Consider the following 16,495-nt stretch of genomic DNA (forward strand, 5'->3'; position numbering starts at 1 on the left):
TTAATTCACCTGTCCAATTATAGTGTTTCCGTGATTTTCCTCGTCCTTAGCGGCGGTGCCGGCAGACACTTCAGGAAAGATCATACGTATCATTGCGCCACGTCCTGTATAAAAATCCGCTGGCGCATCATGCAATTCCAGATGTCCGCCATGATCCTCTACGATCTTGCGGACAATAGCGAGACCAAGGCCGGTCCCCTTTTCCCGGGTCGTCATATAAGGCTCAAGAAGCTTCTGACGATCATCGCCCGGAAGTCCTTTGCCATTATCAATTACATCAACCACAAGATGCCCATCACTTTTGCGCGAACGAACAAGGATATGCCCCTCGCCGCGTTCTTCTTTCGGCACCGCATCAATCGCCTCACTGGCATTCTTGATGACATTGCCAAAAGCCTGCCCAAGCAGACGGCTATCGAAAGAACCAATCAGCTTTTCGGAACCATAGTCATTGGTAAACTGAATATCCTGACGGCTCACTTCAATAAGGAATGAGGCTTCACGCAATGCCTCGCGCAAGTCCATCGCCCGCATTTCAGGCTTTGGCATACGCGCAAAGGCGGAGAACTCATCGACCATACGACCAATATCGCCGACCTGTCGGATAATCGTTTCGGTGCATTGATCAAAAACTTCGCGATCTTCCGTAATCACTTTTCCATAACGACGGCGAATACGTTCTGCCGAAAGCTGGATCGGGGTCAGCGGATTCTTGATCTCATGCGCAATACGGCGCGCGACATCTGCCCATGCGGACGAACGCTGCGCTTGAACAAGATCGGTAATATCATCGACGGTCACGACATAGGAATGGTCGTCTGATTCTGCATCTTCAACCGTCACCTGAACATTGAAATTCCGCGCAACACCGCCGCGAGTCATGCTGACCTGTTCGCGATGCATCATACGATCCGTTGTACGGGCAACTTCAAAGGCCTGCCCGATCTCCGGCGCAATACTGCTCAGGCTTTTGCCAATCGCATCCTGCGAACTCACCCCAAACATATACTCGGCGGAACGATTGAGAATCGAGATCGAGCCATCTGTCTCGATACCGATAACGCCAGCCGTAACACCTGAAAGCACGGCTTCCGAGAATCGTCTGCGTTCATCGATTTGATCTTTTGCCGACAGAAGCTCATTGCGCTGGCTATTTAGCTCAGCAACCATGTTGTTAAACGTACCCGACAGTGCGCCCACGTCTCCATCCGATGAACGAACCGGCACAGAAATATCGAGATTGCCAGCAGCCACATCATCAGCCGCACCGATCAAAAGTCTGATCGGGCGTACCAGACGATCCGCAACCGCAATACCTGTCCAGATCGCGGACAAAAGAACAATCAACGTCAAACCAAAATAAAGCAGCGCGAAAGCAATCTGCGTTGGAATGCGGTTGGCATCCATTTCCTGATAACGCTGCGTATTGGCTTCCATCAGGCGCATCGATTCGAGAATCTGCTGATCGACGGAACGCACCGTATAAAGATAAAGATCCGGTATCTCACGCATCTTGATAACCGCGCCGACAAAATTACTATTGCCCGGCGGAATGATAACCGGCTTACCATCCACCGCAGTTTTTAAGGCATCTTCCGTTGGTGCCGGAAGGCGTGTTTCGACACCTGTCTCGCTTTTAACGACAATATCACCATCTTCACGCACCAGAAATGCGCCGAGCAGTCCGCGACCACCGGCCTGAAGCGTCATATAACGAACGAAGCCGCCCCTATCGAGACTGTAAAGTGTGCGTTGTGCGTCCAGCTCTTGTAACATTGAGAAAGACGTACTTTGCAGATTAAGCGCTGTTTCGCGAATATAAGCCGTGGTCAAGCTTTGAGAAGAACTGACAATGTCACGCGTATTGGTATCGAACCAGCGATCTAGCCCCAGATTAAGTGTAACCGATGCAACGATCGCCACCACGATTGCCGGGACCGCAGCAATCAACGAGAACAGCGCAACGATACGCACATGCAGTCGGGAAGCTGCCTTGCCTGACCGCCGCGCCGACATGATGCGATAAATCTCGCGGCAGATCAGCAAAATCAGAAAGATGATCAGCGCGACATTAATAATGACAAGCGCAAGTGTAACTGCACGATCAGGCGTGATCGGCGTGATACCAATGAGGATACAAAAAGACAGCGACGCGGTAATCAGCGCCAGAACAACGGTGATAATGCCCGGCAACGCAAGAAGCCTGCGCCCCTCACCGCCTCGCGATGGTCGCTCTGCCTTATCCATATCAGTCGTCAGATTCGCTGTATTCATGTTAACCATGTTACCCAATAGCGTTGCATCTATGCAACGCATTGTGGCGAAAATGCAACGATTGTTTACAGCTTATTCAGTTCGCCTTAGCGCCCCGATAAATGTTGACTCCAAGCTCTCTGATTTTCTTACGCAAAGTATTCCGGTTAAGACCGAGAATCTCTGCCGCCTTGATCTGGTTGCCGCGTGTTGCCGTGAGGCAAGCAAGGATGAGCGGATATTCGAGTTCCGCAAGCACACGATGATAAAGCCCCGGCGGAGGCAAATCAGAGCCAAAGGACCCGAAATAGCGCTGCATATTCTGCTCCACCACTTGCGAAATGGTGATATTTTCAAGATCACTGGAAACAATGGCCGGACTATCGGGCTTTGAAAGCTCCGATTTCAGCTCTGCCTCTATGATTTCAGGTGAAATCTCTTCCTGCGGATAAAGAGCAGACAGCCTGCGGACCACATTTTCCAGCTCGCGCACATTGCCCGGCCACGGATAGCGACGCATCATATCGAAGCCCATGGTGGTAATGCGCTTTTCAGGCAAGCCTTCTTCTGCGGCCTTCTTGAAGAAATGACGCACCAGATCAGGCACGTCTTCGCTGCGCTCGCGCAAGGGTGGCAGACGCAGCGGCACGACATTCAGGCGATAATAGAGATCTTCGCGGAAAAGCCCCTGCGCGATCAGCTGGCGCAAATCCTTATTGGTCGCAGCAACAATGCGCACATCGGTCTTGATCGGTGTACGACCACCAACCGTCATATATTCGCCCTGCTGCAACACGCGCAGTAAACGCGTCTGCGCCTCCATCGGCATATCACCAATTTCATCAAGGAAAAGCGTGCCGCCATTGGCCTGCTCGAAACGACCACTTGAGCGGTTCTGCGCGCCAGTAAAGGCACCTTTTTCATGGCCAAACAGTTCGGATTCGATCAGATCACGCGGAATAGCCGCCATATTGATTGCAACGAACGGTCCTTTGCGACGGCGACCATATTCATGCAGTGCACGCGCAACAAGTTCCTTGCCTGTACCAGACTCACCTGTAACCATCATGGTCAGATCAGTCTGCATCATGCGGGCCAAAACGCGATAGATTTCCTGCATCGCAGGCGAACGACCAACCAGAGGCATATTTTCCGCCTGCTCGTCGGGAGCAACCAGAACAGGCTTATGCTTTGGTTCAGACAGCGCACGACCAATAATATTAATAAGCTCAGTCAGATCGAAAGGCTTTGGCAGGTATTCATAAGCTCCCGCTTCCGAAGCCCGAATGGCCGTCATGAATGTATTTTGCGCGCTCATCACTACAATCGGCAGATCAGGCCGCATTTTCTTGATGCGCGGCAGCAGATCAAACGCATTTTCATCTGGCATATTAACATCAGTCACCACCAGATCACCATCACCGGCAGCTATCCAGCGCCAAAGTGATGCCCCGTTCGACGTAACGCGCACATCGTAACCGGCGCGCGACAGCGCCTGGTTAAGCACGGTTCGGATTGCCGCGTCATCATCGGCCACGAGTATCGTTCCTGTCGGACGACTAGCATTCATGCTTTATCTCCTGTCTTTGCAGACATGTTATCGGCAGAACTTTTCCATTGCGGCATAAGAATACGAAATGTGGTGCGCGACGGATGGCTATCGCACTCAATCACCCCACCATGATCGCCAATAATCTTGGCAACCAATGCCAGCCCCAGACCGGAACCATTGGTTTTTGTGGTCACAAACGGATCAAACAGATGCGGCAGCATATCTTCGGGCACACCCGGCCCGTTATCATGCACGCAGAATTCAAGCGGCAGGGCAACACGATCGCTCGCACCCGGCACCTGCAAGCGAATGCCCGGGCGATAGGCCGTCGAGAGCGTGATCTCCGCGCCTTCGCGATCTCCCAGCGATTCGGCTGCATTCTTCACCAGATTGAGAAACACCTGCACAAGCTGATCGCGATTGGCGAATACGGGCGGAAGCGACGGATCATAATCTTCGACAAAACGGATGTGCCGGGCAAAGCCATTGCGCGCCAGCGTCTTCACATGATCGAGCACAGAATAAATATTGACCGCTGTGCGTTCTATTGGGCGCTCATCGGAAAACACTTCCATGCGATCAACGAGCTTTACGATGCGGTCGGTTTCATCGGTAATCAGCCGTGCCAATGCGCGATCTTCATCGCCAACCACCTGTTCCAGCAATTGCGCGGCCCCGCGAATACCGGACAGCGGGTTCTTGATCTCATGTGCAAGCATTGAAGCAAGGCCTGTTACCGAACGCGCAGCGCCGCGATGCGTCATCTGACGGTCGATTTTCTCGGCCATGGTCTTTTCTTTGAACAGGATAACCACAGCACCCGGCGTTTCGATCACCGGCGCCACATATAGATCGACAATGCGTTCGGCACCGAGCTTTGGCGATGAAATATCGACGCGATACTCGTTCACCGGAACCTGAGCCGTGCGAACCTGATCGACCAGAGCCAGCAATGGGCTTCCAAAAGGCAAGAATGATTCAAGCCGGTTACGCGCAAGAATGGACGAGCCAGAGCGGAAAAACTGCTCTGCATCCATATTGGCATAGATGATGTGATTATCGGCACTCACCATAACAACCGGCTGGTTGATTGCATCCAGTATGATTGCTGGAATGCCGTTCGTTTCACCTCTAGCGCACATCATGCGACCTTTCTGTCCGTCTCATCACGCAGAAAAACACGAGCCAGCGCCGCGATAACCGCTTCGGGATCGATGAGCGTCATGATTTCAGCCTTATCTGCCTTCGAGAAGGCTTCACCCGCATGGCGATCCAGATACCAGCCAAGATGCTTTCGCGAATGGCGGACACCTGTCTTGCTGCCATAGTGGTCCAGCATATCTTCGTAATGTCTTATAATATAAGAAAGAATGCCGTCAGCGGATCGCGGTGCAAAATCGCTACCCGCAATCAGTCCTGCAAGCCAAGGTTGACCATAAGACGCGCGCCCAACCATCACGGCATCAGCGCCTGAGCGACGCAGCAATTCTTCCGCATCTTCGCGTGACGACACATCGCCATTGGCAACCAACGGAATTTTCACCACATCACGCACCGCATGAATAGCATTCCAGTCGGCTTTGCCTTCATAGAACTGACAGCGCGTGCGGCCATGTACCGTCACCATCGCAATTCCTGCATCTTCGGCACGCTTTGCAAGTTCCGGTGCGTTGATGCTGTTTTCGTCCCAGCCAAGACGCATTTTGAGCGTAACCGGCACCTTGACCGCATTCACAGTTGCCTCAATCAACGTCATGGCGTGATCAAGATCGCGCATGAGAGCTGAACCAGAATAGCCGCCCGTCACCTTCTTGGCAGGGCAGCCCATATTGATGTCGATAATATCAGCACCCTCGCCTTCGGCGATAATAGCCGCTTCGCCCATCCAATGCGCTTCACGTCCTGCAAGCTGCACGACATGCGTACCCAGCCCTTCACCAGAAAGCCGCAACATGCTTTCTTTATGCCGATTGCAAAGTTCGGCACTTGCAACCATCTCCGAAACCACCATGCCAGCGCCAGCCGCTGCCGCGCGTTTGCGAAACGGAAGATCGGAAACACCCGACATAGGCGCAAGAAATACGCGGTTTGGGAGTACCACGTCACATATGTTGAGAGGTTGATTGAGGAGAGCTATCAAGAAATGCCTATTTGATATGCACGATGCAATTAGCACAGAGTTTAATCACACAATGCGTTGAACGCAAGGAAAAGCACATGCTTGCTGTTATAAATCGATTGCCGTCTGGCAATTATTTGCGCAAGGCATTATTCCGCATGAGACAAAACGAATTATTTGGCAAGGGCGACTGACATTTCAAGAACAGCAGCAGTGATCGTTGCCGCGGGGCGTGGCGAACGAGCCGGACAAAGCACGGAAGGGCCGAAACAATATCGGCGGATCGGCGGCGAAGCAGTGCTTTCGCGCACGCTGAGGGTTTTTGCGCGGTGCTCCGCCATTGAAAAGATCATCGTGGTCATTCACGCGGATGATAGCTCTCTTTACGAAAATGCCATCCGCGAGCACTCTTCAAATGTGCGTGTTGTCATTGGCGGTCCAACCCGACAGGAATCGACGCGACTTGGATTGCTGGCACTAAAAGACGATGCTCCGCATTACGTGCTTATTCATGATGGCGTTCGTCCCTTCATCGGGCAGGATTTGCTTACACGCATATTCGACAATCTGACGCCAACAGAAGGCGTATTGCCAGCGCTTGCCGTATCCGACACGCTGAAACAAGCGGCCAGTGATGGAACGGTAAAGACAACGGTTCCACGCGCCGGTCTTTATTCCGCGCAGACCCCGCAGGCCTTTCCATACACGCCGATCTTGAATGCCCATGAACAAGCATTTCTGAGCGGTCGCTCGGACTTTACCGACGATGCATCCATTGCAGAAGCTTACGGACTTGTCGTACGCATCATTGAAGGCTCCGCCGACAATACAAAACTGACATGGGCCAAAGATATTGAATTGGCCGACAAACGCTTGAGGCAAGGCATGACTTCATTTCCAGATATCCGCACCGGCAATGGCTATGATGTTCACAGCTTTGAACCCGGCGATCACGTCACGCTTTGCGGCGTTGCCATTCCGCACAACAAAAAGCTCAACGGCCACTCCGATGCTGATGTGGCGCTTCACGCCCTCACCGACGCTTTGCTTGCCACACGTGGCGCAGGCGACATCGGTACGCATTTCCCGCCTTCTGATCCACAATGGAAAGGTGCGGCATCGCATATCTTCGTGGAGCATGCGGTTAAGATCGTGCGGGAAGCCGGTGGGCGCATCGCCAATGCGGATGTGACGATCATCGCAGAAGAGCCAAAGATCGGCCCGCATCGTCCTGCAATGACACAAGCCATGGCCACAATGCTTGGCATCTCGCATGATCGTGTTTCCGTCAAAGCCACCACCAACGAGAAAATGGGCTTTGTCGGCCGTGGTGAAGGCATCGCTGCCATCGTTACGGCAACGGTGATCTATCCCGGCGAGGTTCCTGAATGACACTGATTGCGGAAGCTTTATCCATCGACGTTCTCAATGCCTGTCGCAAACACGGCATCATGATCGTAACGGCTGAATCCTGCACCGGCGGACTTATTGCGGGGGCGCTTACGGACATTGCCGGCTCGTCTGACGTGGTGGATCGAGGTTTCGTCACCTATTCCAATGAAGCCAAGCACGAAATGATCGGCGTTCCGCTTACGCTGATCAAAACCTTTGGTGCTGCTTCAAAGGAAGTGGCGATTGCCATGGCCGAAGGTGCGCTCACACATTCGCGAGCAGGCATCAGCATTGCGGTTACAGGCATTGCCGGCCCAGGCGGTGGCTCAAGCGAAAAGCCGGTTGGACTGGTGCATATCGCAAGTGCGCACAAAGGCCATACAACGCTGCATAAAGAATGTCGTTTTGGTGAAAAATCACGCGAAGATATTCGTCATGAAACTGTGCTAACCGCACTTGCATTGGTGCTGGTGTCTTTGGAAAATCAGACCAAACCGTAAATCTTGTCGGCGCGCTTTTCAAAAGCTTCCGAAAACTTGCGGAACGCCAGATCAAACATCGATCCCATCACCATGCCGAGCATTTTGCTCTTAAACTCATAATCGATGAAGAACTCGACATCACATTCCGAACCATCATCGACGGGTTTGAAAGTCCAGCGATTATCGAGATAGCGGAACGGACCATCGACATATTTGACATCAATGACATTCTCTTCCGGTTTCAATAGCACCTGACTGGTAAATGTCTCGCGGATCAGCTTGTAACCCACGCTCATATCGGCGATCAGAAGCGTCTTACCGTCCTTCTCTTTGCGAGAACGGACGGACAAAGCCTCACACATCGGCAGGAATTGGGGATATTTTTCAACATCCGCAACCAGAGCAAACATATGCTCTGCACGATGGTGAACCCGTCTGACACTGGTAAACTGCGGCATGCGAACTTAAGCCTGTGCTGCGACCTGCGCTTCGCGCGCAGCCTTGAGCTTCGCAAAATCGTCACCGGCATGGTGCGACGAGCGCGTCAATGGGCTGGACGCAACAAGCGCGAATCCCTTGGTACGACCAATCGTCTCAAACGACTTGAATTCATCCGGCGTCACAAAACGGATGACCGGATGATGCTTGCGGGTTGGCTGAAGATATTGACCGATGGTCATGAAATCCACCTCAGCCGAACGAAGATCGTCCATAAGCTGCAGGATTTCGTTCCGCTCTTCACCAAAACCGACCATGATGCCAGATTTGGTGAAAATCGTCGGATCGAGTTCCTTCACGCGCTGCAACAAGCGAATCGAATGGAAATAACGCGCGCCTGGGCGAACCTTAAGGTACTTCGACGGCACCGTTTCCAGATTGTGATTGAACACATCAGGGCGTGCCTTGACCACGATTTCAAGCGCTCCGGGCTTGCGCAGGAAGTCAGGTGTCAGAATTTCAATCGTCGTCTTTGGAGCGGCTTCACGGATTGCACGGATGACGTCAGCGAAATGCTGCGCGCCGCCATCGGTAAGATCATCGCGATCGACAGAGGTGATAACCACATGGGTCAGGCCCATCTGCTTGACAGCCCTGGCGACATTTTCCGGCTCGTTGGAATCGAGCGCCTTCGGAATACCGGTGGAAATATTACAGAAAGCGCAGGCACGGGTGCAGATTTCACCCATAATCATGAAGGTCGCGTGCTTCTTTTCCCAGCACTCGCCGATATTCGGGCAACCAGCTTCTTCACAGACGGTAACAAGCTTGTTGGAACGAACAATGTCACGCGTTTCATTATAGCCACGCGAAACCGGCGCCTTGACGCGAATCCAGTCAGGCTTTTTCAGGACTTCATTGTCTGGCCGGTGGGCCTTCTCCGGATGACGAAGACGTTTCTGGTTCACCGTATCGAGAACTGTAACCATGCTGTTTCCTGCCTATCTGGAACAAAATGCATGCAAACATCATGATCCAATAATGGGTAGACCCTAGAATTTAGCTTGCCCTAACAATTTGAAGCATTGCTGCGCAATGCCTATTACTGCGGCTTACCGTCTCGCTGCAAATTCGATTGCTCTAAAAACCAGCGCCCATACGAGGCCAAATAAAAATCCGCTTGTTCCGAGTGCCAGCGTCAATGTCCAAACACCATACCAGCCGGCAATCGCTATTCCATTGAACGATATGGTGTTTCCGCCAAGCAAGCTCAAGATGCCGGCCATAAAACCAAGACATAAGCCTCCAGTGGTACACCATTTGATCATGGGCCAGGCGGCGCTCCGCCACGGCCCTCCATTTTCGATCAGCGGAATAAGCTTACTCCTAGCTTTAGTTTTCACGCATGTCTTTAATCCCATCGTAGCGGGATAAGAAATCAGTCCAGTGAACTGATTTCCCCGCGAAGGCGGTTCCCCACTTTTGGGAGACGTGCTTTAAGCGTTCAGTACGCGTCCATAGGCATCCAGAACGCTTTCCTTCATCATTTCAGAAAGGGTCGGATGCGGGAAGACTGAGTGCATCAGTTCTTCTTCCGTGGTTTCAAGGTTCATCGCGACAACAAAGCCCTGAATAAGCTCAGTCACTTCCGCACCAACCATATGAGCGCCAAGCAGCTGTCCGGTCTTCTTGTCAAAGATCGTCTTGACCAGACCCTGATCTTCACCAAGCGCAATGGCCTTGCCGTTTGCCGAGAAGGAATAGCGACCAACACGAATGTCAAAACCCTGTTCCTTGGCCTTGGCTTCGGTCAGACCAACAGATGCGACCTGTGGATTGCAATAGGTGCAGCCCGGGATCATCAGCTTATCGAGCGAATGAACATTCGGCAAACCAGCGATCTTTTCAACGCAGATCGTGCCTTCATGCTCGGCCTTATGAGCAAGCATCGGAGGACCGGCAACATCGCCAATGGCATAAATGCCTTCGACATTGGTCTTGCCATAGCCGTCAATAACAACGCAGCCACGATCGGTCTTCACGCCAAGTGCTTCAAGACCGAGGTTTTCGATATTGCCCTGAACGCCAACAGCCGAGATCAGACGATCAACGGTCAGCTTCTCAACCTTGCCGTCCTTAGTTTCAATGTGAGCGGTGACAGAGTCCGTGCCCTTCTCAACCTTGGTAACCTTGGCTTCGGTAATAATCTTGAGGCCGAGCTTTTCCAGACGCTTGCGTGCGAAGGTGGAAATTTCCACATCTTCAACCGGCATAATGTTCGGCATCAGTTCAACAACCGTCACATCAACGCCCATGGCATTGTAGAAGGATGCAAATTCAATACCGATAGCACCAGAGCCCATGACTACCATCGACTTTGGCAGCGCTGATGGAACCATGGCTTCGAAATAGGTCCAGATCAGCTTGCCATCTGGCTCAATACCCGGCAGCGAACGCGGACGTGCGCCAGTCGCTACGATTACATGCTTGGCCTTGTAGCTGCCCTCGCCCAGAACGCCCTTCGGCACTGGGTTCTGCGGGAGCATTGGTTGCTTCGATGATTTACCGACCGAAATCTCGGCTGGCGTGTTGCCGGAAGCACCCTTAACGAGCTTGGCTTCGCCCCAGATCACGTCGATCTTGTTCTTCTTCATGAGGTAGGCAACGCCGCCATTCAGCCGCGCCGACACACCACGCGAACGAGCAACAACGGCCTCAACATCAGCCGAGATCGAACCTTCAAGTTTGAGACCATAATCCTTGGCATGTTCACCAAGATGCAGCACTTCCGCAGAACGCAGCAGCGCCTTCGTCGGAATACAACCCCAGTTGAGACAGATACCACCCAGATGCTCACGCTCGACAATCGCAGTCTTGAGACCAAGCTGGGCTGCGCGGATAGCGGTGACATAACCACCCGGTCCCGATCCAATGATAATAACGTCGTAGATGTCGGCCATTTTATCCTGCCTTTTATCTATCAGAAAACGGGAAACGGCATCATACGCTTAATTTTATGCGGTGCGCATTCCCGGATCGCCGACTTCCTGTCGGCTTACAAAATACGAAACGCCGCGTGTCAACGACACGCGGCGCTCAACCATATCAGACGAGCATACCCATCGGGTTTTCGATGTGACGCTTGAAGGCCTGTGCAAGCTCAGCAGCCAAAGCGCCATCAACGGCACGGTGATCGGTGGAAAGGGTTACGGACATAACTGTCGCGACCTTGATTTCACCGTTCTTGACCACTGGACGCTGTTCACCTGCACCGATTGCGAAAATCGTCGCATGCGGTGGGTTGATGATGGCTGCAAAGTCCTTCACGCCGAACATGCCAAGGTTGGACACAGAGGTCGAACCACCCTGATATTCATCAGGCTTAAGCTTGCGATCACGCGCACGCTTGGCAAGGTCCTTCATCTCATTGGAGATAGCGGACAGTGTTTTGGATTCCGACTGACGCACGATTGGCGTGATCAGACCGCCCGGAATGGAGACAGCAACGCCCACATCCGCACGCTTGTGCTTGATCATGCCGCCTTCAGTCCACGAGACATTGGCTTCAGGAATGTCACGCAGTGCAAGAGCAACAGCCTTGATCACCAGATCGTTGACAGAAAGCTTGTAGGCCGGAACCTCGCCCTTCTCCGTCTTGGTGAGCGGTGCAGCAGAATTGATCTGCGAACGCAGAGCCAGAAGCGCATCGAGTTCGCAATCAATCGTCAGATAGAAATGCGGAACAGTCTGCTTCGATTCAACCAGACGGCGGGCAATGGTCTTGCGCATACCGTCGTGAGGAACGATCTCGTATGTGCCTTCTTCAAAGAGCTTGAGGATGACATCATCTGACTGAGGCTTCGGAGCCGATGCCGCTGCCTGTGGTGCTGCAGATGCAGCTTTCGTGCCGCCGGACTTGATTGCAGCTTCAACGTCACGTTGAACGACACGGCCATGAGGACCAGTGCCTTTGACAGCGGCGACATCAACGCCAGCATCCTTGGCGATGCGACGAGCAAGCGGCGATGCGAAAACGCGGTCGCCGGTTTTGGCAGCCGGAGCAGGCGCTGGGGCTTCAGCCTTTGCAGGAGCCGGAGTTGCTGCGGGTGCAGCTTCCTTCTTCTGCTCTTCCTTCGGTGCTTCTGCCTTAGGTGCCAGAGCGGCATCGCCGCCTTTTGCTGCTTCCGCAACATCCTCGCCGTCTTCGGCGAGGATTGCGATCAGCGCATTGACCTTAACGCCTTCGGTTCCCGCAGGAACGACAAGCTTGGCAACAACACCTTCATCAACAGCTTCGACTTCCATCGTCGCTTTGTCAGTTTCGATCTCGGCGATCACGTCGCCGGACGTTACCTTGTCGCCTTCTTTAACCAGCCACTTTGAGAGATTACCCTCTTCCATGGTTGGCGAAAGCGCTGGCATGGTGATTTTAATCGGCATGTCCAGTACCTCCTCAGGCGGTGTAGGTTACGGCTTTCACCGCTTCCACCACTTCAGCAACGGTTGGCAGAGCCAGCTTTTCCAGATTTGCCGCATATGGCATCGGCACGTCCTTGCCAGCAATCGTCAGGATCGGCGCATCGAGATAATCGAAAGCCTGCTGCATGACGCGGGTGGCAATTTCAGTGCCAACCGACGACTGCGGATAACCTTCTTCCACGGTGACGAGGCGACCGGTCTTCTTAACCGATTCAACAACCGTTGGAATATCCATCGGGCGGATGGTGCGCAGATCGATGATTTCGACATCGATGCCCTGTGCAGCCAGCTCTTCAGCTGCCTTGACCGCATAAGTCATGCCGATACCGAACGAAACGATGGTCGCGTCCTTGCCCTGCTTGTGAATGCGGGCCTTACCGATTGGGAGAACGAAATCATCAAGCTTCGGCACATCGAAATGCTGACCGTAAAGGATTTCGTTTTCAAGGAAGATGACCGGGTTCGGATCACGGATTGCAGCCTTGAGAAGACCCTTCGCATCAGCAGCCGTGTAAGGCATAACGACTTTGAGGCCTGGAATCTGGCTGTACCATGCCGCATAGCACTGGGAGTGCTGGGCGGCAACGCGGGCAGCTGCACCCGAAGGACCACGGAACACCATTGGCGCACCCATCTGACCACCGGACATATAAAGCGTCTTCGCAGCCGAATTGATGATCTGGTCAATCGCCTGCATGGCGAAGTTAAACGTCATGAATTCGACAATTGGCTTCAAGCCAGCCATAGCGGCACCAACGCCGACACCTGCAAAACCATGCTCAGTGATCGGGGTATCGACAACGCGGCGTGCGCCAAATTCGTCGAGAAGACCCTGCGTGATCTTGTAAGCACCCTGATACTCAGCAACTTCTTCACCCATGATGAAGACATTGTCGTCGCGGCGCATTTCTTCGGCCATGGCATCGCGCAGTGCTTCACGCACAGTCGTCGAAACCATTTCTGTACCGGCTGGAATGTCCGGGTCAGAAGCAACTTCAACCTTAGGAGCAGCTGGAACGCTATCGGCCTTCTTTTCTTCAGCCTTTGGCGCTTCTTTTGCTTCTTCTTTCGGTGCTTCTGCTTTTGCAGCAGGCGCAGAACCGATATCGGATGCGCTTTCGCCATCGCCGAGCAGAACAGCAATCGGCGTATTGACCTTCACGCCTTCAGTGCCTTCTTCGATTAGAATCTTACCGACGGTACCTTCGTCAACAGCTTCAACTTCCATCGTTGCTTTGTCGGTTTCGATTTCAGCGATCACGTCACCAGATGTGACCTTATCGCCTTCTTTTTTCAGCCACTTGGACAGTTTGCCTTCTTCCATCGTTGGGGAAAGGGCAGGCATGAGAATTTCTACGGGCATGACAATACCTTTCCTGAATTAGAGCAGAATATCCGTGTAAAGCTCGGAAACATCCGGCTCTGGATCGTTTTGAGCGAAATCAGCCGAATCAGCGACGATGTCGCGGACCTGCTTGTCGATTTCCTTCAGCTCTTCTTCAGTGGCCCAGTTATTTTCAATCAGGCGCTGTTTGACCTGTTCAATCGGATCGTGCTCGGAACGCATCTTCTGCACTTCATCCTTCGAGCGATACTTCGCAGGATCAGACATCGAGTGGCCACGATAACGATAGGTTTCCATTTCAAGAATCAATGGACCTTTGCCAGCACGCGCCCATTCGGCAGCGGCTTCAGCAGCAGCAGCAACGGCGCGAACATCCATACCGTCAACCTTGATGCCGGGAACGTTGAACGAAACACCGCGCTTGGAGAAATCTGTTTCAGCGGATGAACGCGAAACCGACGTACCCATTGCATAACGATTATTTTCGATCACGTAGATCACCGGCAGCTTCCACAGCGAGGCCATGTTGAAGCTTTCATAGACCTGGCCCTGATTGGCAGCGCCGTCGCCGAAATAGGTAACAGAGATATTGTCATTGCCGCGATACTTGTTCGCAAAGGCAAGACCAGTGCCGAGAGGAACCTGAGCGCCGACGATGCCGTGACCGCCGTAAAAGCCCTTTTCCTTCGAGAACATGTGCATGGAGCCGCCCTTGCCCTTGGAGTAACCTCCACGGCGGCCGGTCAGTTCAGCCATAACGCCACGTGCATCCATACCAGTTGCCAGCATGTGGCCGTGGTCGCGATAGGAAGTGATGATCTGATCACCTTCCTTAAGCGCGCTCTGCATGCCGACGACAACAGCTTCCTGCCCGATATAGAGGTGACAGAAGCCACCGATGAAGCCCATACCATAAAGCTGACCGGCCTTTTCTTCAAAACGGCGGATCAACAGCATTTCACGGTAGGCGTTCAGTTCCTGCTCTTTAGTGAAATCAGCTGGCGCTGGAGTCTTGGGAACATTCCCAAAAGACGCCTGCGATTTTCCAGCCGACGCCTTATTAGCCTTCGGTGCCATATTTCGCTCCCTACCGCATGCACCCAAAATCGGCATCGATTTTGAAAGCGACATGCGTCGATTCAAATTATCAGAGCACCATTCACGCACACGAAGGACGCGCGGCGATCTGCGTTTGTCGTTCCATTGTGACGTTATACGGGCAATTTACAAGATACAATATGCACGCAGCGCATAGCTGCTATGCCGCCAAGCCCTTAAAAACATATCACAAAAAGACAATTAACTGGATTTGAGTTAATTTGACTGATCTTCTTTTGAAATGATTATCGTCATTTCGTCCGCATGGGAAAGATTAAGCGCTCTGCGCGCCTGCTCGTCAAGCATATCCTTTTCGATCGATCCATCACGCAAAAGCGTGACGCGCTTTTCAAGCGCTGCCCGGTCGGCAGTCACCCTCTCAAGCTGCTCTGTCAGCAAGGTTTTTTGCTGCTCCAGCTGGAGACGGGAATAGAGACCAAATTCGCCGTGATAAGCGTGAAAGCCAAAATAACTCAGAAACGCAGCCGTCAAAATCGGCAGCACAAAGCGGCCGCGAATAGATTTACGTTTCTGTTTGGTCCACATTTCGGCTTCCTTCCCGGACGCTCGCGACGGCTTTGATTCTACGTTAAAGCCGTCAATCCGATTTCCACCATAAAACATTATTCTGCTTAACAGAGCTTTACCGCTGAACGATGACAGAACACTCTGATGCATTTTTTGCATGAACATTATCTGCGTAAAACTAGCGGATGTCTCCCAAAAGTGAGAACCGGTTTTGGGAGACATGCTTAAACACAAATGGCTGGAGCGAGCGTGTGGATACGATTAAGCGCGACACGCTCTAGAAATGGCGACCGAAGCCGCCATCTGATCAACATATCGGGTAAAAGTCACATATCAACGATTGTTGAAAAGCCACCCATGATCATCCGTTTGCCGTCAAAAGGCATCGTATCGCCCATTTCCTTCATGCGCGGGTCACTCATCATTTTTTCATTGGCAGCATCACGTGTGGCTTTATCTGGATATTCGAACCACGAGAAAACTACCTCCTCGTCATCCTTTGCCTGCACGGCGCGGCGGAAGTCAGTAACTTTGCCATCGGGCACATCATCGCCCCAGGCTTCAACCATACGCGTGACGCCAAATTCCTTAAACAATGCGGCAGCCTTCGCCGCATGTTGTTGATAAGTTTCCTTATTGGCCTTAGGAACAGCCACAACAAATCCTTCGATATATGCCATTTTTCTCTCCCTTTGCTTGCCCCCACCACATAAAAACCTGCTGAACTCCCACAGTCAGCAGAGAAGATACATAAAAAAACGTCCATCGTTTATTCAACGCAAATCTTGCAGTACTTTTAAGCGATATTC

Annotated in this window: 15 protein-coding genes; 2 read left to right on the forward strand and 13 right to left on the reverse strand. The window is 52.5% G+C overall.

What is annotated here, in order from left to right; genetic code table 11:
* From CEV31_RS11900 to dusB, 4 genes are read right to left on the reverse strand one after another with little or no spacing between them, the layout of a single operon-like run.
* On the reverse strand, positions 1 to 2,316 hold the full coding sequence (locus CEV31_RS11900; RefSeq protein WP_094507226.1) for a sensor histidine kinase NtrY-like: 2,316 nt from the start codon (positions 2,314 to 2,316) through the stop codon (positions 1 to 3).
* 34 nt (positions 2,317 to 2,350) lie between these two features.
* Positions 2,351 to 3,823, reverse strand: coding sequence for a nitrogen regulation protein NR(I) (gene ntrC / locus CEV31_RS11905; RefSeq protein WP_094507227.1), 1,473 nt, complete (start codon positions 3,821 to 3,823; stop codon positions 2,351 to 2,353).
* Complete coding sequence (locus CEV31_RS11910; protein WP_094507228.1) at positions 3,820 to 4,947, reverse strand: two-component system sensor histidine kinase NtrB; 1,128 nt, start codon at positions 4,945 to 4,947, stop codon at positions 3,820 to 3,822. The genes ntrC and CEV31_RS11910 overlap by 4 nt, the downstream gene beginning before the upstream one ends.
* Positions 4,947 to 5,942, reverse strand: a complete 996-nt coding sequence (gene dusB / locus CEV31_RS11915) for a tRNA dihydrouridine synthase DusB (protein WP_169717339.1) — start codon at positions 5,940 to 5,942, stop codon at positions 4,947 to 4,949. The genes CEV31_RS11910 and dusB overlap by 1 nt, the downstream gene beginning before the upstream one ends.
* 159 nt (positions 5,943 to 6,101) lie before the next feature.
* Between dusB and CEV31_RS11920 the strand changes: the two genes are divergently transcribed.
* Together CEV31_RS11920 and CEV31_RS11925 are read left to right on the forward strand one after the other, a co-directional pair.
* On the forward strand, positions 6,102 to 7,316 hold the full coding sequence (locus tag CEV31_RS11920; RefSeq protein WP_094507230.1) for a bifunctional 2-C-methyl-D-erythritol 4-phosphate cytidylyltransferase/2-C-methyl-D-erythritol 2,4-cyclodiphosphate synthase: 1,215 nt from the start codon (positions 6,102 to 6,104) through the stop codon (positions 7,314 to 7,316).
* Positions 7,313 to 7,816 carry a CinA family protein gene (locus CEV31_RS11925; protein WP_094507231.1) on the forward strand — a complete coding sequence of 168 codons (504 nt, stop codon included), beginning with the start codon at positions 7,313 to 7,315 and terminating at the stop codon, positions 7,814 to 7,816. Before CEV31_RS11920 ends, CEV31_RS11925 begins: the two co-directional genes overlap by 4 nt.
* On the opposite strand, the gene CEV31_RS11930 is transcribed toward CEV31_RS11925, so the two are convergent.
* From CEV31_RS11930 to CEV31_RS11970, 9 genes are all read right to left on the reverse strand, one after another.
* A complete protein-coding gene (locus tag CEV31_RS11930; RefSeq protein WP_094507232.1) occupies positions 7,801 to 8,256 on the reverse strand; it encodes a type II toxin-antitoxin system RatA family toxin in 456 nt (151 codons plus the stop codon). The genes CEV31_RS11925 and CEV31_RS11930 overlap by 16 nt on opposite strands.
* 6 nt (positions 8,257 to 8,262) lie before the next feature.
* Positions 8,263 to 9,225 carry a lipoyl synthase gene (gene lipA, locus CEV31_RS11935; protein WP_094507233.1) on the reverse strand — a complete coding sequence of 321 codons (963 nt, stop codon included), beginning with the start codon at positions 9,223 to 9,225 and terminating at the stop codon, positions 8,263 to 8,265.
* Positions 9,226 to 9,348: 123 nt separating this feature from the next.
* Positions 9,349 to 9,639: a hypothetical protein gene (locus CEV31_RS11940; protein ID WP_235818086.1), complete on the reverse strand. Its 291-nt coding sequence runs from the start codon at positions 9,637 to 9,639 to the stop codon at positions 9,349 to 9,351.
* Between the two features lie 93 nt (positions 9,640 to 9,732).
* Positions 9,733 to 11,196 (reverse strand): dihydrolipoyl dehydrogenase, encoded by a 1,464-nt coding sequence (lpdA, locus tag CEV31_RS11945; protein WP_094507234.1) that lies wholly within the window; start codon positions 11,194 to 11,196, stop codon positions 9,733 to 9,735.
* Positions 11,197 to 11,341: 145 nt separating this feature from the next.
* Complete coding sequence (locus CEV31_RS11950) at positions 11,342 to 12,676, reverse strand: pyruvate dehydrogenase complex dihydrolipoamide acetyltransferase (RefSeq protein ID WP_094507235.1); 1,335 nt, start codon at positions 12,674 to 12,676, stop codon at positions 11,342 to 11,344.
* A 13-nt stretch (positions 12,677 to 12,689) separates the two neighbouring features.
* Positions 12,690 to 14,078 (reverse strand): pyruvate dehydrogenase complex E1 component subunit beta, encoded by a 1,389-nt coding sequence (locus CEV31_RS11955; RefSeq protein ID WP_094507236.1) that lies wholly within the window; start codon positions 14,076 to 14,078, stop codon positions 12,690 to 12,692.
* Between the two features lie 18 nt (positions 14,079 to 14,096).
* Positions 14,097 to 15,137 (reverse strand): pyruvate dehydrogenase (acetyl-transferring) E1 component subunit alpha, encoded by a 1,041-nt coding sequence (pdhA, locus tag CEV31_RS11960; protein ID WP_094507237.1) that lies wholly within the window; start codon positions 15,135 to 15,137, stop codon positions 14,097 to 14,099.
* A gap of 237 nt (positions 15,138 to 15,374) precedes the next feature.
* Positions 15,375 to 15,704, reverse strand: coding sequence for an FtsB family cell division protein (locus CEV31_RS11965; protein WP_094507363.1), 330 nt, complete (start codon positions 15,702 to 15,704; stop codon positions 15,375 to 15,377).
* 308 nt (positions 15,705 to 16,012) lie between these two features.
* A complete protein-coding gene (locus CEV31_RS11970; protein WP_094507238.1) occupies positions 16,013 to 16,366 on the reverse strand; it encodes a DUF1428 domain-containing protein in 354 nt (117 codons plus the stop codon).
* Between the last annotated feature and the right edge of the window lie 129 nt (positions 16,367 to 16,495).

The organism is Brucella thiophenivorans (assembly GCF_002252445.1).
Lineage (GTDB): Bacteria > Pseudomonadota > Alphaproteobacteria > Rhizobiales > Rhizobiaceae > Brucella > Brucella thiophenivorans.